The sequence below is a fragment of the Lawsonibacter sp. JLR.KK007 genome, from assembly GCF_036941135.1.
Lineage (GTDB): Bacteria > Bacillota > Clostridia > Oscillospirales > Oscillospiraceae > Lawsonibacter.
On record NZ_JAYWSY010000002.1, the window covers coordinates 965,795 to 988,650 of the forward strand.

19 protein-coding genes and 1 tRNA gene are annotated in these 22,856 nt (G+C 60.2%); 10 read left to right on the top strand and 10 right to left on the bottom strand.

All coding sequences use genetic code 11. From position 1 onward, the window contains the following. Nucleotides 1-63: 63 nt before the first annotated feature. The 3 genes from VV088_RS14685 to VV088_RS14695 all read right to left on the bottom strand — a co-directional run bounded on the left by VV088_RS14685 (nucleotide 64) and on the right by VV088_RS14695 (nucleotide 3,542). Nucleotides 64-1,671, bottom strand: coding sequence for a peptide chain release factor 3 (locus VV088_RS14685; RefSeq protein ID WP_334601442.1), 1,608 nt, complete (start codon nucleotides 1,669-1,671; stop codon nucleotides 64-66). A gap of 404 nt (nucleotides 1,672-2,075) precedes the next feature. Beyond that, nucleotides 2,076-2,420, bottom strand: a complete 345-nt coding sequence (locus tag VV088_RS14690) for a hypothetical protein (RefSeq protein WP_334601444.1) — start codon at nucleotides 2,418-2,420, stop codon at nucleotides 2,076-2,078. A gap of 60 nt (nucleotides 2,421-2,480) precedes the next feature. Further along, nucleotides 2,481-3,542, bottom strand: a complete 1,062-nt coding sequence (locus tag VV088_RS14695) for a branched-chain amino acid aminotransferase (RefSeq protein WP_334601445.1) — start codon at nucleotides 3,540-3,542, stop codon at nucleotides 2,481-2,483. A gap of 163 nt (nucleotides 3,543-3,705) precedes the next feature. Here VV088_RS14695 and VV088_RS14700 point away from each other — a divergent pair, with 163 nt between their 5' ends. The 7 genes from VV088_RS14700 to VV088_RS14730 all read left to right on the top strand — a co-directional run bounded on the left by VV088_RS14700 (nucleotide 3,706) and on the right by VV088_RS14730 (nucleotide 11,837). Then, complete coding sequence (locus VV088_RS14700; protein ID WP_334601446.1) at nucleotides 3,706-5,694, top strand: DHH family phosphoesterase; 1,989 nt, start codon at nucleotides 3,706-3,708, stop codon at nucleotides 5,692-5,694. 99 nt (nucleotides 5,695-5,793) lie between these two features. Continuing rightward, on the top strand, nucleotides 5,794-6,240 hold the full coding sequence (rplI, locus tag VV088_RS14705; protein WP_334601447.1) for a 50S ribosomal protein L9: 447 nt from the start codon (nucleotides 5,794-5,796) through the stop codon (nucleotides 6,238-6,240). 51 nt (nucleotides 6,241-6,291) lie between these two features. Beyond that, nucleotides 6,292-7,647: a replicative DNA helicase gene (dnaB, locus tag VV088_RS14710; protein ID WP_334601448.1), complete on the top strand. Its 1,356-nt coding sequence runs from the start codon at nucleotides 6,292-6,294 to the stop codon at nucleotides 7,645-7,647. Between the two features lie 144 nt (nucleotides 7,648-7,791). Beyond that, on the top strand, nucleotides 7,792-9,183 hold the full coding sequence (gene tilS, locus VV088_RS14715) for a tRNA lysidine(34) synthetase TilS (protein WP_334601449.1): 1,392 nt from the start codon (nucleotides 7,792-7,794) through the stop codon (nucleotides 9,181-9,183). A gap of 34 nt (nucleotides 9,184-9,217) precedes the next feature. Then, entirely contained in the window at nucleotides 9,218-9,760 is a 543-nt protein-coding gene (gene hpt, locus VV088_RS14720; protein WP_334601450.1) for a hypoxanthine phosphoribosyltransferase, read from the top strand. Between the two features lie 26 nt (nucleotides 9,761-9,786). Then, on the top strand, nucleotides 9,787-11,670 hold the full coding sequence (ftsH, locus tag VV088_RS14725) for an ATP-dependent zinc metalloprotease FtsH (RefSeq protein ID WP_334601451.1): 1,884 nt from the start codon (nucleotides 9,787-9,789) through the stop codon (nucleotides 11,668-11,670). A gap of 90 nt (nucleotides 11,671-11,760) precedes the next feature. Further along, nucleotides 11,761-11,837: transfer RNA gene (locus VV088_RS14730), tRNA-Arg, on the top strand. 414 nt (nucleotides 11,838-12,251) lie between these two features. Here the strand turns inward: VV088_RS14730 and VV088_RS14735 are convergent. From VV088_RS14735 to VV088_RS14755, 5 genes are all read right to left on the bottom strand, one after another. Then, the gene (locus VV088_RS14735) at nucleotides 12,252-13,109 is read right to left on the bottom strand and encodes a MurR/RpiR family transcriptional regulator (RefSeq protein WP_334601452.1); all 858 of its coding nucleotides are present in this window, start codon (nucleotides 13,107-13,109) and stop codon (nucleotides 12,252-12,254) included. A gap of 151 nt (nucleotides 13,110-13,260) precedes the next feature. Beyond that, nucleotides 13,261-14,457, bottom strand: coding sequence for a pyridoxal phosphate-dependent aminotransferase (locus tag VV088_RS14740; protein WP_334601453.1), 1,197 nt, complete (start codon nucleotides 14,455-14,457; stop codon nucleotides 13,261-13,263). A gap of 40 nt (nucleotides 14,458-14,497) precedes the next feature. Beyond that, on the bottom strand, nucleotides 14,498-15,757 hold the full coding sequence (locus tag VV088_RS14745) for a dicarboxylate/amino acid:cation symporter (protein ID WP_334601455.1): 1,260 nt from the start codon (nucleotides 15,755-15,757) through the stop codon (nucleotides 14,498-14,500). A 41-nt stretch (nucleotides 15,758-15,798) separates the two neighbouring features. Continuing rightward, nucleotides 15,799-16,497, bottom strand: coding sequence for an RraA family protein (locus VV088_RS14750; protein ID WP_334601457.1), 699 nt, complete (start codon nucleotides 16,495-16,497; stop codon nucleotides 15,799-15,801). Between the two features lie 229 nt (nucleotides 16,498-16,726). Beyond that, nucleotides 16,727-17,434 (bottom strand): S-layer homology domain-containing protein, encoded by a 708-nt coding sequence (locus VV088_RS14755; RefSeq protein WP_334601458.1) that lies wholly within the window; start codon nucleotides 17,432-17,434, stop codon nucleotides 16,727-16,729. Nucleotides 17,435-17,594: 160 nt separating this feature from the next. On the opposite strand from VV088_RS14755, the gene prfB reads away from it, so the two are divergent. Further along, nucleotides 17,595-18,716, top strand: coding sequence for a peptide chain release factor 2 (prfB, locus tag VV088_RS14760; protein ID WP_334601459.1), 1,122 nt, complete (start codon nucleotides 17,595-17,597; stop codon nucleotides 18,714-18,716). 30 nt (nucleotides 18,717-18,746) lie between these two features. Continuing rightward, nucleotides 18,747-19,859: a DUF3048 domain-containing protein gene (locus VV088_RS14765; RefSeq protein WP_334601460.1), complete on the top strand. Its 1,113-nt coding sequence runs from the start codon at nucleotides 18,747-18,749 to the stop codon at nucleotides 19,857-19,859. A 38-nt stretch (nucleotides 19,860-19,897) separates the two neighbouring features. Here VV088_RS14765 and VV088_RS14770 read toward each other — a convergent pair whose 3' ends face one another. Beyond that, complete coding sequence (locus VV088_RS14770) at nucleotides 19,898-20,809, bottom strand: S-layer homology domain-containing protein (RefSeq protein WP_334601461.1); 912 nt, start codon at nucleotides 20,807-20,809, stop codon at nucleotides 19,898-19,900. A 474-nt stretch (nucleotides 20,810-21,283) separates the two neighbouring features. On the opposite strand from VV088_RS14770, the gene mgtE reads away from it, so the two are divergent. Continuing rightward, nucleotides 21,284-22,627, top strand: a complete 1,344-nt coding sequence (gene mgtE / locus VV088_RS14775; RefSeq protein WP_334601462.1) for a magnesium transporter — start codon at nucleotides 21,284-21,286, stop codon at nucleotides 22,625-22,627. Here mgtE and VV088_RS14780 read toward each other — a convergent pair. Continuing rightward, on the bottom strand, nucleotides 22,591-22,827 hold the full coding sequence (locus VV088_RS14780) for a hypothetical protein (RefSeq protein ID WP_334601463.1): 237 nt from the start codon (nucleotides 22,825-22,827) through the stop codon (nucleotides 22,591-22,593). The two genes, mgtE and VV088_RS14780, sit on opposite strands and share 37 nt — an antisense overlap. Nucleotides 22,828-22,856 lie beyond the last annotated feature (29 nt).

Genomic DNA, 22,856 nt, shown 5'->3' on the forward strand with positions numbered 1-22,856 from the left:
GCCGCACAAGTATCTTCTTCCGAAGCTTAGAAAAGCGGACCCCAGATGGGGTCCGCTTGAACCTTAAAATTTTGCTCCGCCGAACTCAGCCAGCTTCAGGCCCTTGTTCCGCTCGGTGACCCACTGGATGGACCACTGGGAGGCAAACAGCAGCAGCTGATTGCCCTTGTAGTCCTCCACCAGCTTGGCGTCGTTGGGCAGGAGCAGGTCCTCCTCCTTCAGGGGCGGGGCGTCCTCGTCCTCCTTGACGATCCACCGCAGATACTCGAAGGGCAGGCCCTCCTTGTACAGCTCCACGTTGTACTCCGACCGCAGGCGGTACTCCAGCACATCGAATTGCAGGGTGCCCACCACCCCCACGATGACCTCCTCCATGCCGGAGTAGGGGGTCTTGAAGATCTGGATGGCGCCCTCCTGGGCGATCTGCTCCACGCCCTTCAGGAACTGCTTGCGCTTCATGGTGTCCATGGAGCGGATACGCTCAAAGTGCTCCGGGGCGAAGGTGGGGATGGGGTCGAAGGCAAACTTTTTCCCTGGAGCGCACAGCGTGTCGCCAATGGAGAAGATGCCCGGATCGAACACGCCGATGATGTCGCCAGCGTAGGCTTCCTCAATGATCTCCCGCTCCGCCGCCATCAGCTGCTGGGGCCGGGACAGGCGGATCTTTTTCCCGCCCTGGAGGTGGTAGACCTCCTTGTCCGCCTCAAACTTCCCCGACACCACCCGCATAAAGGCGATGCGGTCCCGGTGGGCCTTGTTCATGTTGGCCTGGATCTTGAAGACGAATGCGGAGAAGTCGCCGTCAAAGGCGTCGATGACCTCCTCACCGGCTTTCCGAGCCAGGGGGGCGGTGGTCATGCGGAGGAACTCCTCCAAAAAGGGCTCCACTCCGAAATTGGTGAGGGCGGACCCGAAAAACACCGGCGACAGCTTGCCGTGGCGCACTCGGTCCAGGTCGAAATCGCAGGAGGCCCCGTCCAGCAGCTCGATCTCGTCCACCAGCCGGTCCCGCCTGGCCGTGCCGATCAGCTCCGCCAGAGCGGGATCGTCGGGTTCGATCTGGGTGGCGGTGGCCGCCCTGGCGTTGGTGTTGGAGGTGAAGTGGATCACCTTCCGGTTCTGCCGGTCGTACACCCCCATAAACTCCTTGCCGCAGCCGATGGGCCAGTTCATGGCGTAGGTGTCGATGCCCAGCTCGTGCTCCAGCTCCTCGCACAGCTCAAAGGGGTCCCGGGCCTCCCGGTCCATCTTGTTAATAAAGGTGAAGATGGGGATGTCCCGCATGGCGCACACCTTGAACAGCTTCCGGGTCTGGGCCTCCACGCCCTTGGCCCCATCGATGACCATCACGGCGGAATCGGCGGCCATCAGGGTGCGGTAGGTGTCCTCAGAGAAGTCCTGGTGGCCGGGGGTGTCCAGAATGTTGATGCAGAAGCCCTCGTACTGGAACTGCATCACCGAGGAGGTTACCGAGATGCCCCTCTGCTTCTCGATCTCCATCCAGTCCGACGTGGCCGCCCGGGTGTTCTTCTTCCCCTTCACCTGCCCCGCCTGGGCGATGGCCCCACCGTACAGGAGGAACTTCTCCGTCAGGGTGGTCTTGCCCGCGTCCGGGTGGGAGATGATGGCAAAGGTCCGCCGGCGCTTGATTTCCGCTTCGTAGTTTGACAAAAGGGTCCACTCCCTTGCTTTTATTTCCTGTTTGGCAAGCTATTGTACCATAAGATGGCAGAGGTGGCAAGCAAAAATTCCTCTTGCATAGGATGGGCTGTCTGTGGTATACTGAACACAGCGAAAGCTAAGAAGTCGATTAAGTAGTTTCGTGTTTCCACCAAGCAAAAGGGACCCCCTGAAGAGGTTGGCTCTCTCCAGGGGGTCCCTTTTTGCGGTGGCAGGCTTTACTGTCCCTTGCGGTGTCGCTCAAGCCATTTGCTCACGCAGTAGGCAGCCACGTTTGCTCCAAGCGACACAAAGAAGTCTATTAAATAGTTCATGCTTCCACCTCCTCCCGCTGCCGGTGTAGGTGGGGACAGCACAGCCATTATACCAGCTTTCGACAAAGACCGCAAGGGTGGTCAGTTCGCTGCTTCATACAGCGCGCGAACCTTTTTGTCCAATTCCTTGACCCAATCTATCTGTGCTTTCACATCCAGTTTGCTCTCGTAAAACAGAGCTGTAGCCAGGTTTTCAGTGATCTGGGAGACCAGGCATCCCATATCTCCCTGCCTCCATATCCGAAAAGGGAAGGAGCTGCCTGTGCTCTCGTACAGGCGGGCCGCGTCAGAGTATAAGATCAGCTCTTGAAACAGGCTCCAATATTTCAGACTCCCAATCTTTTCCACCCGGATGACTCCGGCCGCCCGGTCGGCCTCGGCAAAGGCGGCGATGCCGTTTTCCCGCATAAACTGGATATGATCCATCAAAATACCTCCCTTATAAGCAGAACAGGGGCCCCGGACGGGGCCCCTGAACCAATTTTTTTACAGCTTCATAATCCAGCCGTGGGGATCGGCGACACGGCCCCACTGGATGCCGGTGAGCTCGTCATAGAGCTTCTGGGTGATCTCGCCGATCTGGTTGTTGTTGATGATAACCTTCTCGCCGCCCTCGGCCAGCTCGCCGATGGGAGAAACCACGGCGGCGGTGCCGGTGCCCCAGGCTTCCTCCATGGTGCCCTTCTTGGCGGCCTCAAACAGCTCCTCGGCGGAGATGCGGCGCTCCTCCACCTCGTAGCCCCAGTCCTTCAGCAGCTGGATGCAGGAGCGGCGGGTGATGCCGTCCAGCACGGAGCCGTTCAGGTCGGGGGTGAGGATCTTGCCGTCCACCTTGAACATCACGTTCATGGCGCCCACCTCCTCGATATACTTGCGGTGGACGCCGTCCAGCCACAGCACCTGGGTGTAGCCCTTGGCCTCGGCCCGGTCGCCGGCCCGGAGGGAGGCGGCGTAGTTGCCGCCGGTCTTGGCCATGCCGGTGCCGCCCTTGACCGCGCGCACGTCCTCGTCCTCCACGTAGATCTTGACAGGGGCCAGCCCCTCGGGGTAGTAGGCGCCCACGGGGCAGACGATGACGATATACTGGCAGTGGTGGGAGGAGTGGACCCCCAAAGCGGGGTCAATGCCGATGATGAAGGGGCGGATATACAGGGAGGTGCCCTCCTCGCTGGGGACCCAGTCCTGCTCCAGCTTGACCAGCTCGGTGATGCCGGCCAGGGCCAGGTCCTCAGGGACCTGGGGCAGGGACACCCGCCCGGCGGAGGCGTTCATCCGGCGGATATTGTCCATGGGCCGGAAGAGCTGCACGGAGCCGTCGGCGGTGCGGTAGGCCTTCAGACCCTCAAAAATCTCCTGGGCGTAGTGGAGCACCTTGGCGGCGGGGTCGATCTGCAGAGGTGCGTAGGGGACGATGCGGGCGTCCTGCCAGCCCTTGCCTGCGTAATAGTCTGCAATGAACATATGGTCGGTAAAGCTCTGGCCGAAGACCAGAGTGGAGGAATCCGGTTTTTCCTTCAGGGTCGCTGCGCGGGTGACTTTGATTTCCATAGTAGATCACTCCTGTTTCCATGTTAGGGTAACCTCTATTATATCAGCAATTTTTCTCCGGTCAAGAGCCTGACGGCGGATTTTGTGCTTGTACTTCCCGTGGGGATTTGATATAATGAAATACCTTTTGTTATGGATATCGACCGAGAGGGGGCCGCCTCCTTTGAACCGAAAAATGAACAAACTGCTCCAACCCAGCTTCCGTCTGTACTTTGCGTGCCTGATCCTGTTCGCTCTGCTGTCCGCCGCCTTCTCCTGGCAGCTGGCCCTGGTGGAGCTGGGACTGGTGGCCTGTCTGGGCCTGTACAGCCGGGAGAGCGCCCGCCGTCGGCGAAACGAGATCAACAAATACCTGGACAGCTACGCCGGTACGGTGGACTCCGCCACCAAGGACACCATGATCAACTCCCCCCTGCCCATGGTGCTCTTCCGCCCGGAAAGCGACGACATCATCTGGACCAACGACCGGTTCCTCCGCCTGTCCGGTCAGCGGGAGCACCTGTACGACGCCAAGCTGTCCGCCCTGATCCCGGACTTTGACATCCACTGGCTGATGGAGGGAAAAAACCAGTGTCCCGACGAGGTCAGCTACGCCGGCCGGCTCTTCCAGGTCTACGGCCATCTGGTGCGCACCGGGGGCCGGGGAGGCGGGGGCTTTCTGGCCACCACCTACTGGGTGGACGTCACCGAGCTGGCCCAGATCCGGGACCAGTACCAGGCCAGCCGCCCGGTGGCGGCGGTGCTCCTCATCGACAACTATGAGGACCTGCTGAAAAATCTCTCGGAAAACGACCGCTCCACCATGATGGCGGAGATCGACGGCCGCATCGAACACTGGGTGGCGGAGACGGGGGGCATCCTCCGCCGCTACCAGCGGGAGCGCTACCTGTTCGTCTTTGAGCAGCGCCATTTGGCCAAATTTGTGGACAGCAAATTTGATATTCTGGATACCATCCATCAGGTCGTCAACCCCAGCGGGATGAACGCCTCGCTGTCCATCGGCGTGGGCTTGGACGGCGACAGCTACAAGGAGCTGCTGGACTTCGCCAACCTGTCGGTGGACATGGCACTGTCCCGGGGGGGCGATCAGGCGGTGATCCGCAACAAGTTCACCTTCGAGTTCTACGGGGGCCGCTCCAAGGAGACAGAGAAGCGCACCAAGGTCAAGAGCCGGGTGATGGCCAACGCCCTGTCCTCCCTGGTGTCCGACTCCTCCCAGATCTTCATCATGGGCCACAAGGCCCCGGATAACGACGCGGTGGGCGCCGCCGCCGGTGTGTGCGCCCTGTGCCGGAAGAACGGCATCCCCGCCCACATCATCCGGGAGGCCGGGGTCACCCCCTCCCAGGAGCTGATCGACCGGCTGAGCCAGCTGCCCGAATATCACGACTGCTTCATCTCCGCCCAGGAGGCCCTGCTCATTGCGGACAACCGCTCCCTGGTGGTGGTGGTGGACACCAACCGGCCCGAGCAGGTCCAGGCGCTGGAGGTCCTCCAGAGCTGCAACCGGGTGGCGGTCATCGACCACCACCGCCGGGCGGCCACCTACATCGAGGGCGCGGCCCTCAACTACCACGAGCCCTACGCCTCCTCCGCCTCCGAGCTGGTCACCGAGCTGCTGCAGTACGTCATGGAGCCCAACCACCTGCTCCGGGCGGAGGCCGAGGCCCTGCTGGCCGGCATCGTGCTGGACACCAAAAACTTCACCATGCGCACCGGCGGCCGCACCTTTGAGGCCGCGGCCTTCCTCCGCCGCTCCGGGGCGGACACCGCCGAGGTAAAAAAGCTGTTCCAGAACGATCTGGCGGGCACCATCGCCAAGTATTCCATCATTCAGAACGCCCGGCTGTACCGGGAGCACATCGCTGTGGCGGTGGCCGACCACCCTGTGAACCGGGTCACTGCCGCCCAGGCGGCGGACGAGCTGCTGAACATCATCGGCATCGACGCCTCCTTCGTCATCTCCCCCGACGGCGAGCAGGTGAACATCTCTGGCCGCTCCATGGGGGACACCAACGTGCAGATCATCCTGGAGAAGCTGGGGGGCGGGGGCAACGCCGCCGCCGCCGGAGGCCAGATCACCGGCCAGACCGTGGATCAGGTTGCCGCCGCCCTGGCAAGGGCCATCGACCAGTATCTGGAGGAAGAGTAGAAGACAAGCGGGCTGGAAGTGCTGCGGCCCAATCGAAGGGACCGGTATCACAATGAACCGTAAAACAACAAAACAACAACCAGAAAGGATTTGATTCAAATGAAAGTGATTTTACAGCAGGATGTACGGGGCCAGGGCAAGAAGGGCCAGCTGGTGGAGGTCTCCGACGGCTACGCCCGGAACTTTCTTCTGCCCCGGAAGCTGGCGGTGACCGCTACCGCTGAGAATCTGAACACCATGAAGCAGCAGGAGAAGGCCAAGAAGGCCCAGGAGGCCGCCGAGAAGGCGGAGGCCGAGGCCACCGCCAAGCAGCTGGAGGGCATCATGGTAAAGATCCCCGCCAAGGCCGGCGAGGGGGGCCGTCTTTTTGGCGCCGTCACCGGCAAGGAGATCTCCGACGCCCTGTCCGCCCAGCACGGGATCAGCATCGCCAAGGCCAAGCTGGTGCTGGACGAGCCCATCAAGTCCTGCGGCAGCTATTCGATCAAAGCCAAGCTGGGCTATGAGGTCAGCGGGACCGTCAACGTGCTGGTAATCGAGGGCTGACATGCGGCCTCATGACCGCTGCGCATATTTCAGGAGCAGGGAGGCGGCCTTATGCCCAACGAACTGGAAGAACTGATGCTCAGGCAGGCGCCCCACGCGGCCGCTGCAGAACAGTATGTCCTGGGCGCCATCCTGTACTACCCAAAATGCGTTGCTGAGGTTGCCGGCAGCCTTCGCCCGGACGACTTTTATGTCCAAAAAAACAGGGAAATCTACGAGACCATCTACACCATGTTCAGCTACTCCCGCACCATCGACCCGGTCACGGTGCTGGAGAATCTGAAGCAAAACGGCTATGACTCGGACGACCAGGCCTGGCCGTATCTGCTCCAGCTCATGCGAAACGCCTCCACCGCCGCCAATGTGGGTCTTTACATCCAGATCATCAAGGACAAGACCCTCCTGCGGCAGCTTTTGGAGACCTCTCAGGAGCTGGTCAACATGGTCCAGGAGGGGACCGAAACCGGCCAGACCCTTTTGGACGCGGCGGAGCAGCGCATCTACGCCATCCGGCAGGGCCGCTCCGTCCAGGGACTGACCCCCATTGCCGACATCATCATCAACGTCTACGACCGCCTGGAGGAGCTGGCCGCCAGCGACCGCGCCGTCACCGGCCTGGAGACCGGCCTGCGGGACCTGGACCGGGCGCTCTCCGGCCTGAACAACTCCGACCTGATCCTTCTGGCCGCCCGCCCTGGCATGGGCAAGACCTCCATGGCCCTGAATATCCTACTGCACGCAGGCAAAAAATCCCACAAGCAGGTGGCCTTTTTCTCCCTGGAAATGAACAAGGAGCAGCTGGCTCTGCGGCTGATCTCCAGCGAGTGCTTTGTGGACAACAAAAAGCTGATCACCGGCAAGCTGTCCGACGAGGACTGGGAAAATGTGGCCGCGGCCGCCGACTCCCTCAGCCGGTCCACCATCCTCATCGACGAGGACTCCAATGTCACAGTGGCCGATATCCTGGCCAAGTGCCGCCGGGTGGAAAACCTGGGGCTGATCGTCATCGACTACCTCCAGCTGATGCAGTCCTCCGGGGGCAAGACCCGGAGCAGCGACAACCGCCAGCAGGTCGTGTCTGACATCTCCCGCTCCCTGAAGCTGATGGCCAAGGAGCTGAACGTCCCGGTGCTGTGTCTGAGCCAGCTCTCCCGGGCCAACGAGTCCCGGACGGACAAGCGGCCCATGCTGTCCGACCTGCGGGAATCGGGGGCCATCGAGCAGGACGCGGACATCGTCCTCTTCCTCTACCGGGAGGGCTACTACAACCGGGACACCGAAAACCCCAATCTGGCCGAGTGCATCATCGCAAAAAACCGCCACGGCGAGACCGGCAAGATCGATCTGCAGTGGAGTCCCGAGTTCACCACCTTTACCGACACGGAGTGGAGGCGGGAGGAATACTGAGATGGGACCCATCCACGTTGTCCCCAATTTCCGGGGCATGCCGCCGGCAGCTGGGGCAGTGGCCAGTGGTACCAGGTTTCTTTCCCCTCGGACTTCCTCCTGGCGGAGGCGACCACACCAATCAACTGACCGGGAGGTCCTGCCATGTTAAAGACCGTCGAAACCTTCATCCGGGAGCAGGACCTGATCCCCGCCGGTTCCACCGTGCTGTGCGCGGTGTCCGGGGGGGCAGATTCCGTGGCCATGCTCCATGTGCTCTATCAGCTGAGGGACAAGCTCCACTTCCAGCTGGCCGCCGCCCACTACAACCACCAGCTGCGGGGGGCCGAATCGGACCGGGACGCCCGCTTTGTGGAGCAGTTCGTCCAGCTCTGCTGCGGCAAGCAGCGCCATCCCAGCGGACGCATCCTCCCCGCCGTCCCCCTGTACACCGGCTCGGGGGATGTGGCCGGTCAGTCCCGGCTGCGCGGAACGGGGCTGGAGGAGACCGCCAGGGACATGCGGTACGCCTTTCTCCGTCAGGCGGCGCAGGAAGCGGGGGCCAGTCTCATTGCCACCGCCCACACCGCCAGCGACAACGTGGAGACCATCCTGTTCCATCTGGCCCGGGGCTCCGGACTGCGGGGGCTGGGGGGCATTCTCCCCAGGCGCGATGGGATTATCCGCCCTATGCTCACCGTCACCCGCGCCCAGGTGGAGGACTATCTGCGCCACCTCTGTCTGCCCCACATGGAGGACAGCTCCAACCAGAATGACGACTACACCCGCAACCGCATCCGCCATCAGATCCTGCCGGTGCTGGAGGATATCTCTCCCGGCTTTCTCGCCCGGATGGCGGATACTGCCGCCCTCCTGCGGGCTGACGAGGCCTGCCTTGCAGAGCTGGCCCGGAAGACGGTGGAGCAGGCCGTCCCCAGGGAGGGAGGGCTGGCCATCGACGCAGGGCTCATCGCCGGCGCCCCCGACCCCATCGCCAGCCGGGCGCTCCGCCTGCTGCTGGGGCGGATATGGGGGGGCGACCAGAACTGCTCCGCAGTCCACCTCAACGCCCTGCTCCGGCTGTGCCGGAGCGCAGACCCCTCCGCCCAGATCTGCCTGCCCCACGGCACCAACGCCCGCCGCGCCTATGAGACGCTGCTCCTGGTCCCCCGGCTGGGTCCCATTCCCCTGCGGGAGGGGCCGCTGCCCCTCCCCGGCGCTCTGGACTGCGGCCCCTGGCGGGTCGTCTGCCAGGCCGCCGATTACGGGGGGCAGCCCCAAGGTCCCTGGGACTTCTGGCTGGACCGGACCCAGATCTCCGCGCTGGAGCTGCGGGCCCGGCGCACAGGAGACCGCCTCACTCCGCCGGGACGGCTGGGCAAAACCGTAAAAAAATGGATGATCGAGGCCCGCCTGCCCCGCTTCCAGCGGGACACCCTCCCCATCCTGGACTGCGGAGGCCAGATCGCCGCCGCCGCCGGACTGGGGCCCGACCGGGCCTTCGTCCCGCCGGCCGGCGGGCCCGCCTGGCATATCACCGTCGTTTCCTCAGAGTAAACTAAATTTTCACACTGAAAGGAAGAAAATTTCCATGCTAGAGAAGGATATTCAGGAGATATTATTCAGTGAGGAACAGCTGAGCAGGCGGGTGCAGGAGATCGCCCGTCAAATCGAGGCGGACTATGCAGGCAAGGAGATCATGCTCATCAGCGTGCTTCGGGGTTCCTTTGTCTTTATGGCCGACCTGTGCCGGGCCATCGACCTGCCCTGCACGCTGGACTTCATGTCCGTGTCCTCCTACGGCAGCGGCACCAGCTCCAGCGGCCAGGTGCAGATCACGAAGGACCTGTCTGAGGACATCACCGGGCGCAACCTCATCGTGGTGGAGGATATCCTGGACAGCGGCAACACCTTAAGCTACCTGCTCAAGATCCTGGAGCACCGCCATCCCGCCTCGGTCCGCCTGTGCGCCCTGCTGGACAAGCCCGACCGCAGGGTCAAGCCGGTGGACCTGCACTACTGCGGCTTCACCATCCCCGACGCCTTTGTGGTGGGCTACGGTCTGGACTACGCTGAAAAATACCGCAATCTGCCTTACATCGGCATTTTAAAGCCCGAGGTATACGGCGGCTGATCCATATTGGAAAGGATTCTTTGCCTATGAGACGCTTTGGTCCCCGGGACATCATGCTGTATCTGCTGCTGGGGCTGATGATCCTGTTCACTTTCACCGCCCTTCAGCAGATGGACCGGACAGATTCCCCTACCTACAGTCAGATCCGCACCCTGTTCCTCCAGGAGCAGGTAGAGTACTTCACGCTGGAGGACAACACCCTCACCTTGACCCTCCGGGGCCAGACCGGGACCAATGAGACGGTCCGCCTCACCTACCGGGTGGCCGATCCTGCGATCTTCTACGACGACATGCGGGACCTGGTCAACCAGCAGCTGGAAGCCGGGGTTCTGAAGGGCTACGACTATCCCCCCGGCGTGGAGAGCTCCTGGTGGTACAACCTGATCCCCTACCTGGTGGCGGCGGTGGTGCTGTGCCTGTTCTGCTATCTGATGATGCGCCAGCGTACCACCGGCAGCGGCGGAGGCGCCCCCGGGGCCGCCCGCTTCAGCCATGCCCGCACCCGCACCCTGTCCGACCAGGAGAAAAAGGTCACCTTTGACGACGTGGCCGGTGCGGACGAGGAGAAGGAGGAGCTGCAGGAGATCGTGGAGTTCCTCCGGGACCCCCAGAAATTCACCGCCCTGGGCGCCCGCATCCCCAAGGGCGTCCTGCTGGTAGGCCCTCCGGGCACCGGCAAAACCCTGATCGCCAAGGCGGTGGCCGGAGAGGCCGGAGTCCACTTTCTGTCCATCTCCGGCTCCGACTTTGTGGAGCTCTATGTGGGCGTGGGCGCGGGCCGGGTCCGGGACCTGTTTGATCAGGCCAAGAAGGACGCCCCCGCCATCGTGTTCATTGACGAGATTGACGCCGTAGGCCGCCAGCGCGGCGCAGGTCTGGGCGGAGGCCATGACGAGCGGGAGCAGACGCTGAACCAGCTCCTGGTGGAGATGGACGGCTTCGCCTCCAACGAGGGGGTCATCGTGCTGGCCGCCACCAACCGCCAGGACATCCTGGACCCCGCCCTGCTGCGCCCTGGCCGGTTCGACCGCCAGATCTACGTGGGCCTGCCCGACATCAAGGGCAGGGAGGAGATCTTGAAGGTCCACGCCCGGCAGAAGCCGCTGGCGGAGGACGTCGTGCTGAAGGACGTGGCCAAGGCCACCTCCGGCTTTACCGGCGCGGACCTGGAAAACCTGCTCAACGAGGCCGCTCTGCTGGCCGCCCGGTCGGACCGGCGGTTCATCCTGATGACCGACCTCCACGAGGCCATGCTGAAGGTCATCGCCGGCCCGGAAAAGCGCAGCCGGGTGGTCACCGACCACACCCGCCGTCTCACCGCCTACCACGAGGCGGGACACGCTGTCGTCATCCACGAGCTGTCCACCGCCGACCCGGTCCACCAGATCACCATCATCCCCCGGGGACAGGCAGGCGGCATGACAATCTCCCTGCCCGACGAGGACAAGGCTTATCAGTCCAAAAAGGAGCTCACCGAACAAATTGCCCGCTGTCTGGGCGGCCGGGTTGCTGAGCAGCTGGTGCTGGGGGACATTTCCACCGGGGCTGGAAGCGACATCCAGCGTGCCTCCGCCATCGCCCGGAACATGGTCATGCGCTACGGCATGAGCGACAAGCTGGGCAGCGTCAGCTTTGAGAGCGGTCACGACGAGGTGTTTATCGGCCGGTCCATGGCCCAGGCCAAGAGCTATTCCGAGGAGCTGGCCGCCGTCATCGACGGGGAGGTCCGCGCCCTCATTGATTCCGCCTACGCCCGGTGCGAAGAGATCTTGACCCGCTGCCGCCGGGAGCTGGAGATCACAGCCCGGTACCTGCTGGACCACGAGACCATGGACGGCGAGGTCTTCGCCAAGGTATTCGACGCCCCTCAGGCGGAGGAGTTCGCCCCTTATCAGGGGGGCCAGTCCTGAAATTTTCCGGCGTTTTCTTAAAAAACTGCCATTTTACCCCTTTACAACGGACCGCGAATCTGCTATAATGATCTGGTCTCTTAGAGATGTGCGTCCGTAGTTCAATTGGATAGAGCGTCAGATTCCGGTTCTGAATGTTGGGGGTTCGAGTCCCTTCGGGCGTGCCAAAAACCGCTTGAAATGTTTGATTTTTCAAACATTTCAAGCGGTTTTTTATGTCCTGCAGAGCGGAACCCCCCGGTGGTGCTCAAGAGGCCCTTACAGCATCAAACAGCACTTTGTCCATCACTGTTCCCAGTCTGTCCATGTCCCCGCCCAGCACAGGATCGTACACATGCAGTTGTGGGAATGTCGCTATGACCCGGCCAGGCCTGAATATCCTTTGCGTCGCACTCGCCCTTGCGTAAAGCATATACCGCAGAATGACGAAGATCATGGAGCCGAATGACCGGCAATCCCCCCTTCCACTTATGCTGGAAGTACAGTGACTTTGCTGAGTTCATTGATTTCATTGTTTGCACAGACGCATCTGCAGCCAAATATTCCAATAGACTTTTTTCCTCGCAGGACATGGTAACGTGTCAATACAGCTGGTTTTCCCCCACCAGCTTGTCCACATGGTCCATTCGTTTTTCCTGTCCCTCGTCTCTGCGGCTGCTGAGTGCAAGCAAAACCGCCTCGGTCAAAGAGAGGGGAACTGCATAGGAATTGGTGAACCCCAGCCCTCCCACGCAGGCGGTGATGACCACATCCGCCCGGTTGGCCAGCGGGCTGGTCACCTGGTCGGTAAACAGAATGATTTTTGCGCCCTGTTCCTGGGCCATGTCCATCAAAACGAAATTCAATTCAGAATACCGGGGAAAACTGTATACAATCAGGCAGTCGCTGCTGGAGATATCAACCAGCCGTTCCAGTGCGGTAGCGTCGGCATGGAGCACCGGGAGTACATCCGGAACAAGAAAAAGCAGCTTACTGGACATATACTGCGCACAGCAGGCCGCGCCGCGAAATCCGGCGACAAATTTTCGCCTGCTGGATAAAATGATATCTGCAACCCGATCGACGGTGGACATTTCCAGCTTGGCAAAGCTCTTTTGCAGATTATCCAGCGTGTAGCGTTGTACGTCCTGAAGCAAGCTGTTCTGATGAAGAAATTCCCGGCTTTTGATATACTTTTCACCGGGAGAAAGGCCGGGCTGTGTCTGGCTGTAGTGCCGGGCAATCCGATCTGCCATCTCGCTGCGAAATTCTGAATAACCTTTAAACCCCAGCTTGCGGATAAAACGGATAATAGAGGTGTCGCTCACTCCGATGTCCTGGGCAAGCGCAGTGGAGGTTTGAAGGCCAATGGTGTTTAAATGCTCCAATATGTATTCCGCAATTCTGCGCTCCGCGTGGGTCAAAGAGAGACGCTGGATTTTGGCTGCGAGTTCTTCCATGGGATTCGTTCTCCCCTTCCTTGCCAAAATCATATCACATATCCCCCTTCTGGTCAACTGTTTCGCAGTTTTCAGATGTTTTGATCTTCTGTATATAAACGGCCCGAAACCCTGCAAAGAAGGTTCCGGGCCAAAAGAGAGATGGGAAAATTTATTCCAGTGCGGACAGGGCTTTCTCCATACGGTCCAGAGCTTCCTTCAGATTTTCCATGGAATTGGAGTAGGAGATACGAATTTTTCCGGGGACGTTGTAGGCCTCGCCGGGTACGGTGGAGATCAGGGCCTCATCCAGCAGATACTGGCACAGGTCTACGGCAGTTTCGATCGTTCGCTCGCCAACATGTTTGCCCAGATAGGGGCCCACATCCGGATAGACGTAGAAAGCGCCCTTTACATTGGGGCAGGTAATGCCGGGTATGGCGTTCAGCCGGCCCACCACATAGTCCTTCCGCTTTTTGAACTCGGCAACCATGTCGTGCAGGTCGTACTGGGGGCCCTGAAGGGCGGCAGCGGCGGCCTTCTGAGAGATGGCGCTGGTGGCGGAGGTGGTCTGACTCTGAACGGCCATAATGCCCTTGATCACGTCGGGCCGGGCGGCGGCGTAGCCAATACGCCAACCCGTCATGGCATAGGCCTTGGAGAAGCCGTTCACCGTGATGGTGCGGTCCCGCACCTCCCTGGAGATGGAGGCCACGCTGAAGTGTTTGGCTCCGTCGTAGACCAGCTTTTCGTAGATTTCGTCGGCTACAATGAAGAAGTCGTGCTCCACGGCCAGTTCCGCCAGGCGGCGCAGGTCCTTTTCGCTGTACACGGCGCCAGTGGGGTTATTGGGCGTGCAAATGACGATGGCCTTTGTTTTGGGGGTAATGGCCTTTTCGATGGCGTCCATGTCCAGCTCATAATTATCGGAGCGGACCGGGACGAAAACGGGCTCGGCCCCGGCCAGACGGATCATCTCGGTATAGCTCACCCAGCAGGGAATAGGCAGCAGCACCTCATCCCCCGGGCCGGCAATGACCATCAAGCTGCTGGCGATGGCCTGCTTTGCGCCCACGGCGGTGGTGACCTCATTGAGGGCATACTCCACCCCGTTGTCTTCTTTCAGCTTTTTGACAATCTCCTGCCGCAGCTCCAGAATGCCGTTGCCAGGGGTATACTTGGTAAAGTTTTCGGCAATAGCCTTGATACCGGCCACCTTGATATAATCCGGCGTGCCGAAGTCAGGCTCGCCCACGTTCAGAGAGATGATGTTCTTTCCCTGGCGCTTGAGCTCCGCTACTGTGGCGATGAGGGCGGAGGTTGGGGACCCGGAAAAGTGGTTCATGCGTTCTGCAAGGGTGGTTGCCATATGGAAATTCTCCTTTCAGATTCTATGATTCGGCAGGAAATTACTCGATATTGATGGCCTCGAACTCGTCGCTGGCCTCATTGAACTCCTTGGCATCCCACAGCTTTTCGCTCTTGGCCACGAACATGGTGCCCAACACGTCGCCGGAGACGTTCAGGGTGGTATGAGACATGTCAATCAGGCGGTACATACCAGCGATGGGACCCATCAGGTCCATGGGCAGGTTCAGCAGGTTCAGGAAGATGGCGCCGGTGACAATGCCGCCGCCGGGGATGCCGGGAGCCGCGATGGACATGATGGTGGAGATGGAGATGACCATGACAATCTGGCCCACGCTTAGGGACAGGCCGTAGATTTCCGCCACGAAGAAGGCCAGGATAGTCTTATAAATGGCGGCGCCGCACAGGTTAATGGTAGCGCCCAGGGGAATGGAGAAGGAGGCGATGCTGTTGGGCACCCGCAGGCGCTTGGTGGTCACGTCCAGGGTGATGGGAATGGTGCCGGCGGAGGAGTTGGTAGCGATGGTATTGATCCAAATGGGGACCATGGCCTTGCACATCTTGCCATACTTGACGCCGGTAAAGGCCTTCACGATCATGCTGAATGCGAACCAGGCCAGCAGGCAGCTGGTGTAGTCGGTGAATACGAACTTGGCCAGGCTGCCAAAAAGCTGAGGACCATAGACGGCGGTAGTGTTGGCCATGAGGGCGAAAACACCGATGGGGGAGTAGATCATCACGATGTCCAGCATCTTATAGATGACATTGGCGGTCTGGGTCATGAACTGGGTCACAACGGCGGCCTTTTCACCCAGGAAAACCAGCGCCACGGCAAAGATCAGCGTAAAGAAGATCATCTGCATGATATCCTGGTTGGCCATGGCGGAGATAATGTTGGTGGGGATCATGTTCAGGAGGAAGGCTCCAAAGTCGGGAGTGGTAAGTTGAGAGGCGTCGTACTCGGAGAGCAAGCTGGTGTCAAAGCCCACGCCGGGGTGGACCACATTGACCACCACGATGCCGACAAGACAGGAAATTACGGTCATCACACAATAGACCGCAACCACCTTGGCGCCCACCCGCTTCAGCTTGTTCACATCGCCGATGGAGGCCACGCCGCTGGTGATGCTGAAAAAGATGACGGGGACGATGAGCATTTTGATCAGGTTCATAAAAGCGGTGCCGAAGGGCTTAACCCACACGGAAAAATCATAGAAGAACAGGCCGATGAAAATGCCCAGAGCAAAGGCAATCATAGTGCGGTGGGGCAAATACTTTTTTGCGAATAAGTACTCCTTCACTTTTTTCACCTCATATTTTTAGTCGATTGTCCGGGGCGGCGTTACTCCCCATAAGCCCGGTCCAAAAATTCCACGTTCTTGGCCTGAATCGTCTTTGACACCCAGGCCCGGTTGGAGGTGCCGTTTCTTGCGGCCTCTACCTTGACTGCGTCCTGCTCATGGAATTTCTTTGCTGCCTGAAGGACGTCAGGAGCATCCTTCAGGGGAATGACGATGATGCCGTCGGCGTCCGCCACGATGATATCGCCGGGATTGACGCTTACCCCTCCGCAGGCGATGGGGACATTGATCTCGCCGGGTCCCTCCTTGTGGGGGCCGCCGGGAGTGGAGCCGGTGGCATAAACAGGGAGGGGCATTTTTCTCAGGGCGTCTGTGTCCCGAACGGGACCGTCCAGTACCAGCCCTCCCAGCTTGCGCTGATATTGGGCATAGGTAAACATGATTTCCCCCATAAGAGACCGGGTCTGGTCCTCGTCGTTGGATACCACAATGATGTCGCCAGGTTGGGAGATATCCAGGGCCTGATGGATGAACAGGTTGTCGCCCGCCCGGGCCTTCACCGTCAGTGCGGGTCCTACCATAGTTCCCTGAGCTCCGCTCATGAGCTTAATCCGGGGATTCATGGCGCAGGAACGGCCCATGGTGTCGGCAATGTTGGCTGCGGGTATCCCGGCAAAGCCATCCAGCAGCTCCTGGCTGGGCATCGGACGTTTCAGAAACACACGATTGCCAATGGACATAGTCAATACTCCTTTCTTCCCATCTATTTTTCATGGGTTATCTGTAGCATATCACAAAAAAGAATATTCGTCAACATATATTTTACTGGATGAATATTTTTCTTTGCACCTGAGCCCCACTGTAAAATTGCTGTCATCGTTCAAATTTAATCCACCTGCCTTTATATAGCGGACTGACAAAACAAAAGCCTTGCGGTCTATCCCGCAAGGCTTTTTTCATTCCTGTGTCTCAGTGCAGCACGGACCCAAAGCGCATCACCATCTCCGCCAGCTCGGCCCGAGTGACGCCGCCCTGGGGGGACAGCCTGCCGTCCGAGCCGTACAGGATTCCATTGGCTACCGCCCAGCACACTGCGTTCTCCGCATGGGCGTTCACCTGTCCGCGGTCGGAAAAGCCGCTCAGGTCCGCAGGGGTGATGGGGCTGTTGGCGCACCGCCACAGCATCTCCGCCAAATACTCCCGGGTGACGCCGCCCATGGGATCGGTTCCATCCCCGATGCCCTGCTTCAGCGCCCAATTCAGGCCCGGCTCATACCACGCCTCGCCGTCCTTCGCCTTGGTGTCCACCTTGTTCATCCGGGCCAGGACGGTCCAGGCCATGGCCCGGTTTGTGGACTCATCGGGGGCAAAGCTGGTGTCTGATACGCCGCTCATCAGGGAGTTCTGCCAGACGTAGCACACGCCGGAATAAAACCAGCTGTCCTCGGGCACATCGGTAAAGGACATGACCGCATACCGCCGGGCCAGCCATATATACCACAAAATCTCCTCCAGCCTGGCGCGCTGCTTCTCGGCCTCGGTCATCTCGTTCCAGGGCCGGTTGTAGCTGCCCGACGCCCCCGGCGCCAGCTCGTTCACGTAGGCCAAAGCCCGCACCGGCGCCAGCGCCATCAGCAGGCAGACAGCCGCCGCCATTGCGATCAAACGTCTCCTCATAGTATCCTCCTTCATCTCCACTCGGGCACACGCTTTTCTTCGGTTACACAACTCTATTGTACAGCTTTTCTCGGAAAAAGCAAGGCCAAATCCCCTTTACTTTTCCGCTCCGTTCCGATATAATAAGCTGGATCTATTTCTTGAGAAAGTTGGGAAACACATGCTCCAATTTGACGAGTATAAAGTAAAGCTGAACAACCTCGCCCCCGCCCTGAAGGAGCTGGCCCAGGCGCTGGACCTGGAGGGAGCCGAGCGCGAGCTGGATATGCTCCAGGCCGAATCTGCGGCGGACGGGTTCTGGGACAATCTGGCCAAGGCCCAGAAGGTCCAGCAGCGCATCAAAAACCTCCAGGACAAGGTGGACAGCCAAAACAAGCGCCAGAGCCAGTGGGACGACCTGATGGCCCTGTGCGAGATGGGCAACGAGTTTGAGGACGAGTCCCTCATCCCCGAGCTGGAAGAGGGCTTTGCCCAGCTGGAGGCCAACATGGAGACCGCCCGGCTGGACACCCTGCTCACTGGAGAATACGACCGCTCCAACGTGATCCTCACCATCCACCCTGGCGCGGGCGGCACCGAGGCCCAGGACTGGGCCCAGATGCTCTACCGCATGTACACCCGCTGGACCGAGCGCCACGGCTTCTCCTACCAGATCATGGACTACCAGGAGGGGGACGAGGCGGGCATCAAGTCGGCCACCATCATGATCGAGGGGGAAAACGCCTACGGCTACCTCCGGGGGGAGCACGGCGTCCACCGGCTGGTGCGGGTGTCCCCCTTCGACGCCAACGCCCGGCGGCAGACCTCCTTCGCCTCGGTGGAGGTCATGCCCGACCTGCCCGAGGACGTGGAGGTGGAGATCCGGCCCGAGGACATTGAGATGCAGGTCTACCGGGCCAGCGGCGCAGGCGGCCAGCACGTAAACAAGACCTCCTCCGCCGTCCGGCTGATCCACAAGCCCACCGGCGTGGTGGTGGCCTCCCAGCAGGAGCGGTCCCAGTTCCAAAACAAGGACAACTGCATGAAGATGCTCCGGGCCAAGCTGGTGGAGCTGCAGATGCAGGAAAAGGCGGAAAAGATCTCCGACCTGAAGGGCGTCCAGCTGAAGATCGAGTGGGGCAGCCAGATCCGTTCCTACGTCTTCATGCCCTATCAGATGGTCAAGGACAACCGCACTGCCTTCGAGACCAGCAGCATCAACTCCGTCATGGACGGCGATCTGGACGGCTTTGTCAACGCCTACCTCACCGCCGAGGCCACTGGAAACTGGGCCACCAAGTAGTCTGGAAAAACGGGACAAGAGGGGATCGCAATGAACAAACGACACTGGGGCACGCTGCTTCTCGCCGCGGCGGCGGCCCTCACCCTGTGCGCCTGCGGCGGGTCCGGGGATGACTCCTCCCCCAGCGCCAGCGCGTCCGAACCGGAGAGCCCCAGCGTCTCTGTCATCGCTCCGGTGGAGCCGGAGCCCCCTCCCGAGCCAGTATACCCCTACGTCAATCCTCTCACCGGCGAGGGGCTCTACCAGGACATCAGCGGAAAACGGCCCATCGCCGTCATGTTCAACAACCTGAAACAGGCCCTGCCCCAGATCGGCATATCCCAGGCGGACGTAGTCTATGAGATCGTCGCGGAGGGAGGCATCACCCGGATGATGGGGGTGTTCCAGGACCTGGAGGGGGTGGGCGATCTGGGCAGCATCCGCTCCGCCCGGGACTACTACGTCAATCTGGCCCTGGGGCACGACGCCATCTATATCCACGCCGGGGGCAGCCCCCAGGCCTACGACGCCTTCAGCGGCTGGGGGGTCACCCACATCGACTTTGTCAACGGCCCCTACGGGGACATGTGCTGGCGGGACCCGGAGCGGCGCAAGACCGCCGGGCTGGAACACTCCCTGCTCACCTCCAGCGAGCGGATCCTGGAGCAGATGCCCAGCCGCTTCCGCCTGGACCACGAGGAGGGCTATGAGGTGGGCTGGACCTTCTCCAAGGAACCGTCCCCCGCCGATGCGGTCTCGGCCCACACCCTGACGGTCCCCTTCTCCGTCTACAAAACCGGCTGCTTCACCTACGACAGCGAGACCAACCAGTACTTCTCCGTTCAGAGCCTGAACGGCTCCGACCCCATCCCCTATGTGGACGGGGCCACCGGCCAGGAGGCGGGCTTTTCCAACGTACTGGTGCTGTACACGGACGTGAGCCGGGTCAGGGGGGACGAGGCCGGCCGCATGTCGGTGCGCACCACCGGAGAGGGGGAGGGCCTGCTCTTCCGGGACGGCCTGCTGTATGAGATCACCTGGAAGCGGGACAGCCGGACGGACAACTACTCCTTCCTCAACGCCTCGGGCCAGCCCGTCCCCCTGGCCATCGGACCCAGCTACATCAACATCGTCGCCGCATCCACCCAAGTCACCTTGGAATAAAACACGGCCCGCCGGAGCTCCGGCGGGCCGTTTGCTGGTTATTTGGCCAGGGCGCGGTGGAGGAAGGTCACGATCTGCCCACGGGTACAGACGCTGTCCGGGGAGAAGGTGGTGTCAGAGGTCCCGGCGGTCACGCCCTTCTCTACCGCCCAAGCCACGGCCTGAGCGTAGTCAGCATCGGCAGAGACATCCGTGAAGCTGGCGGCCTCGGCACTGGGACTACCAGCGGCCTTCCACATATAGGTCACCGCCATAGCGCGGGTGCAGGGTTTGTCCCCGTCGAAGGTGCTGCCGGTGGCGATACCCTTCTTATAGGCCCACTGCGCCGCATCGTAGTAGTAGTCGCTTCTCTTCACGTCGGAGAAAGGATTCTTCGCGTTGGTGAAGGGGGAAAGGTAGGAGGGGGAACCGTAGGCCCGATAGAGGAAGGTCAATATTTGTGCCACAGTACAGTTTTCATTGGGAGAGAATGTCGTCTCGGAGGTCCCGGCAGTGATCTTCTTATCCACGGCCCACAGCACCGGATCAGCAAAGTAGTCGTTTTCTTTCACATCAGTAAAGCCGCCAAATGTCTGAACATTCATTGTGGAGGAATAGATATTGACGGACTTTACAGAATAATTTTTCTGTAGAAACTTTTCCATGTATTTTAGCAGGTCCATGCCATCAATGATATCGTCATCAATGGTGATGCCGGACCCAATACTGATGGTGACCGTATCGATTCCATCGTATCCATTTGTTGCTTCGTGGAGTAGCATGATGCCACCCTCCGCAGTGTATCCTGTTAATGTTCCTGAACCGGTATAGCTGATCGTCCCGCTTGAATCGATCGTAATGGTAATACCATCAACGGTATACGTTTCGGTTCCTGCCGCAAACGTGGGAACAGCCACCCCCAGGCAGAGGGTCAAGGCCAGGACAAGGGATAGGATTTTCTTTTTCATCATCTCTGTCTCCTTTAAATAAATTGAACGCACTTATTGTTTCCTGACAAGGAAACAATAGGACGTACGTCCTATTGTTTCCTGACAAGGAAACAATAGGACGTACGTCCTGCCCTTATTTTACCGCAAACGCCGCCGGGATGCAAGATAAAAAAAGACCATCCATCCGCACTTGCAAACGGGGGCAAAAGGTGTTACAATAGCATAGGATATCAAGAAACCACAAATTTTCAGCGAAAGGAAGTGGGACCCAGCATGGAAGGCCGAAGTCGCCATCAAGCGGAAAGCTGCCACGAACGAGGGGCGGCGGACTTGGCCCTGACCGGGTCCCGGTCCCGCCGCCGGAGCTGAGCCGGAGGGACGCTGTCCTTCTCCTTGTTATGTGCAGCCACAGGAACGCCGCGCCCGGCCCCGGGTACGGCGCCTGTGGCTTTGCGGCTTTCCCCGCGTTTCCCAAAACGAGAGGAGGAGAGCATTATGCACGACAACTATGAGCTGGACCTGCTCCTTCAGCTGGTCCAGGAACGGAAATTCCGCGCCCTGCGGGAAATCCTAAACGAGATGAACGAGGTAGACATCGCCGAGTTCCTGGACGAGCTGGACGTGGAGCAGGAGATCCTGGTCTTCCGCCTGCTGCCCAAGGATGTGGCGGCGGAGGTCTTCGCCTACCTGGAGGAGGACCAGGAGAAGCTGATCAGCGCCCTCAGCGACAAGGAACTGCGGGAGGTGCTGGACGAACTGTATATGGACGACACCGTGGACCTGATCGAGGACATGCCTGCCAACCTGGTGTCCCGCATCCTGCACAACACCGACGCCTCAACCCGCAGCCAGATCAACCAGCTGCTCAACTACCCAAAAGACTCCGCCGGGTCGCTGATGACCACGGAATTTGTCTACCTCCACCCCAACAACACAGTGGAGGAGTCCTTCGCCCGCATCCGAAAGGTGGGCCTGGACAAGGAGACGGTGTACACCTGTTATGTCACCACCAACCGGGTGCTCCAGGGGGTGGTGACCGTCAAGCGGCTGCTCATGTCCACCTATGAGACCAAGATCAGCGACATTATGGAGACCAACATCCTGTCCATCACCACCCACGAGGACAAGGAGGACGTGGCCCAGATGTTCTCCAAATACGATCTGACCGCCCTGCCCGTGGTGGACGGGGACGACCGTCTGCTGGGCATCATCACCGTTGACGACGCCATGGACGTTATGGAGGAGGAGGCCACCGAGGACATCGAAAAGATGGCCGCCATCCTCCCCACCGACAAGCCCTACTTCCAGACCGGCGTCTTCGAGACCTGGAAGCACCGTATCCCCTGGCTGCTGCTGCTGATGATCTCCGCCACCTTCACTGGCACCATACTGGGCTTCTTTGAGGAGGCCCTGGCCGCCAACGCCGCCCTCACCCTCTTCATCCCCATGCTCATGGACACGGGCGGAAACTCCGGCGGACAGGCGTCGGTAACCATCATCCGCGCCATGTCCCTGGGGGACGTGGAGTTTGCCGACTGGCTGCGGGTCATTTGGAAGGAACTGCGGGTGGCCGGGCTGTGCGCGGTCACCCTGGGGGCGGTGGTGTTCGGCAAGGTGATGGTGGTGGACCGGAAGGACGCTACCGTGGCGCTGGTGGTGGCGCTGACCATCTTCTTCACCATCATCATCGCCAAGCTCATCGGCTGCACCCTGCCCATGCTGGCCAAGCGGCTGGGCTTCGACCCGGCGGTGATGGCCTCCCCCTTCATCACCACCGTGGTGGACGCCCTGTCCCTGCTGGTCTACTTCGCCATCGCCACCCAGGTTTTAGGACTATAAAAAACGGCCCCCGGCTTGTTAGCCAGGGGCCGTTTTGCGTTTATGATTTCATCATCAAACAATGGGCAACTATACTTGCACTCTGGATACGCAGGATTTCCACAAGCTGCACACCCTGCCGGTTTACGAATATAGTACGAAAGACTATCTTTTCTGCTTAAAGCGTATCCTTTCTTGATGTTTTCCTTTCTTGCTTTCATAATATTACCTCCTCCGCATTTTTTAATAC

What these genes read in the sequence shown, in the direction of transcription:
- VV088_RS14690 (WP_334601444.1), bottom strand. Translation starts at nt 2,420, where the DNA reads ATGGATCATATCCAGTTTATGCGGGAAAACGGCATCGCCGCCTTTGCC.
- VV088_RS14695 (WP_334601445.1), bottom strand. Translation starts at nt 3,542, where the DNA reads ATGGAAATCAAAGTCACCCGCGCAGCGACCCTGAAGGAAAAACCGGAT.
- rplI (WP_334601447.1), top strand. Translation starts at nt 5,794, where the DNA reads ATGAAAGTGATTTTACAGCAGGATGTACGGGGCCAGGGCAAGAAGGGC.
- dnaB (WP_334601448.1), top strand. Translation starts at nt 6,292, where the DNA reads ATGCCCAACGAACTGGAAGAACTGATGCTCAGGCAGGCGCCCCACGCG.
- tilS (WP_334601449.1), top strand. Translation starts at nt 7,792, where the DNA reads ATGTTAAAGACCGTCGAAACCTTCATCCGGGAGCAGGACCTGATCCCC.
- hpt (WP_334601450.1), top strand. Translation starts at nt 9,218, where the DNA reads ATGCTAGAGAAGGATATTCAGGAGATATTATTCAGTGAGGAACAGCTG.
- ftsH (WP_334601451.1), top strand. Translation starts at nt 9,787, where the DNA reads ATGAGACGCTTTGGTCCCCGGGACATCATGCTGTATCTGCTGCTGGGG.
- VV088_RS14735 (WP_334601452.1), bottom strand. Translation starts at nt 13,109, where the DNA reads ATGGAAGAACTCGCAGCCAAAATCCAGCGTCTCTCTTTGACCCACGCG.
- VV088_RS14740 (WP_334601453.1), bottom strand. Translation starts at nt 14,457, where the DNA reads ATGGCAACCACCCTTGCAGAACGCATGAACCACTTTTCCGGGTCCCCA.
- VV088_RS14750 (WP_334601457.1), bottom strand. Translation starts at nt 16,497, where the DNA reads ATGTCCATTGGCAATCGTGTGTTTCTGAAACGTCCGATGCCCAGCCAG.
- VV088_RS14755 (WP_334601458.1), bottom strand. Translation starts at nt 17,434, where the DNA reads ATGAGGAGACGTTTGATCGCAATGGCGGCGGCTGTCTGCCTGCTGATG.
- prfB (WP_334601459.1), top strand. Translation starts at nt 17,595, where the DNA reads ATGCTCCAATTTGACGAGTATAAAGTAAAGCTGAACAACCTCGCCCCC.
- VV088_RS14765 (WP_334601460.1), top strand. Translation starts at nt 18,747, where the DNA reads ATGAACAAACGACACTGGGGCACGCTGCTTCTCGCCGCGGCGGCGGCC.
- VV088_RS14770 (WP_334601461.1), bottom strand. Translation starts at nt 20,809, where the DNA reads ATGATGAAAAAGAAAATCCTATCCCTTGTCCTGGCCTTGACCCTCTGC.
- mgtE (WP_334601462.1), top strand. Translation starts at nt 21,284, where the DNA reads ATGCACGACAACTATGAGCTGGACCTGCTCCTTCAGCTGGTCCAGGAA.
- VV088_RS14780 (WP_334601463.1), bottom strand. Translation starts at nt 22,827, where the DNA reads ATGAAAGCAAGAAAGGAAAACATCAAGAAAGGATACGCTTTAAGCAGA.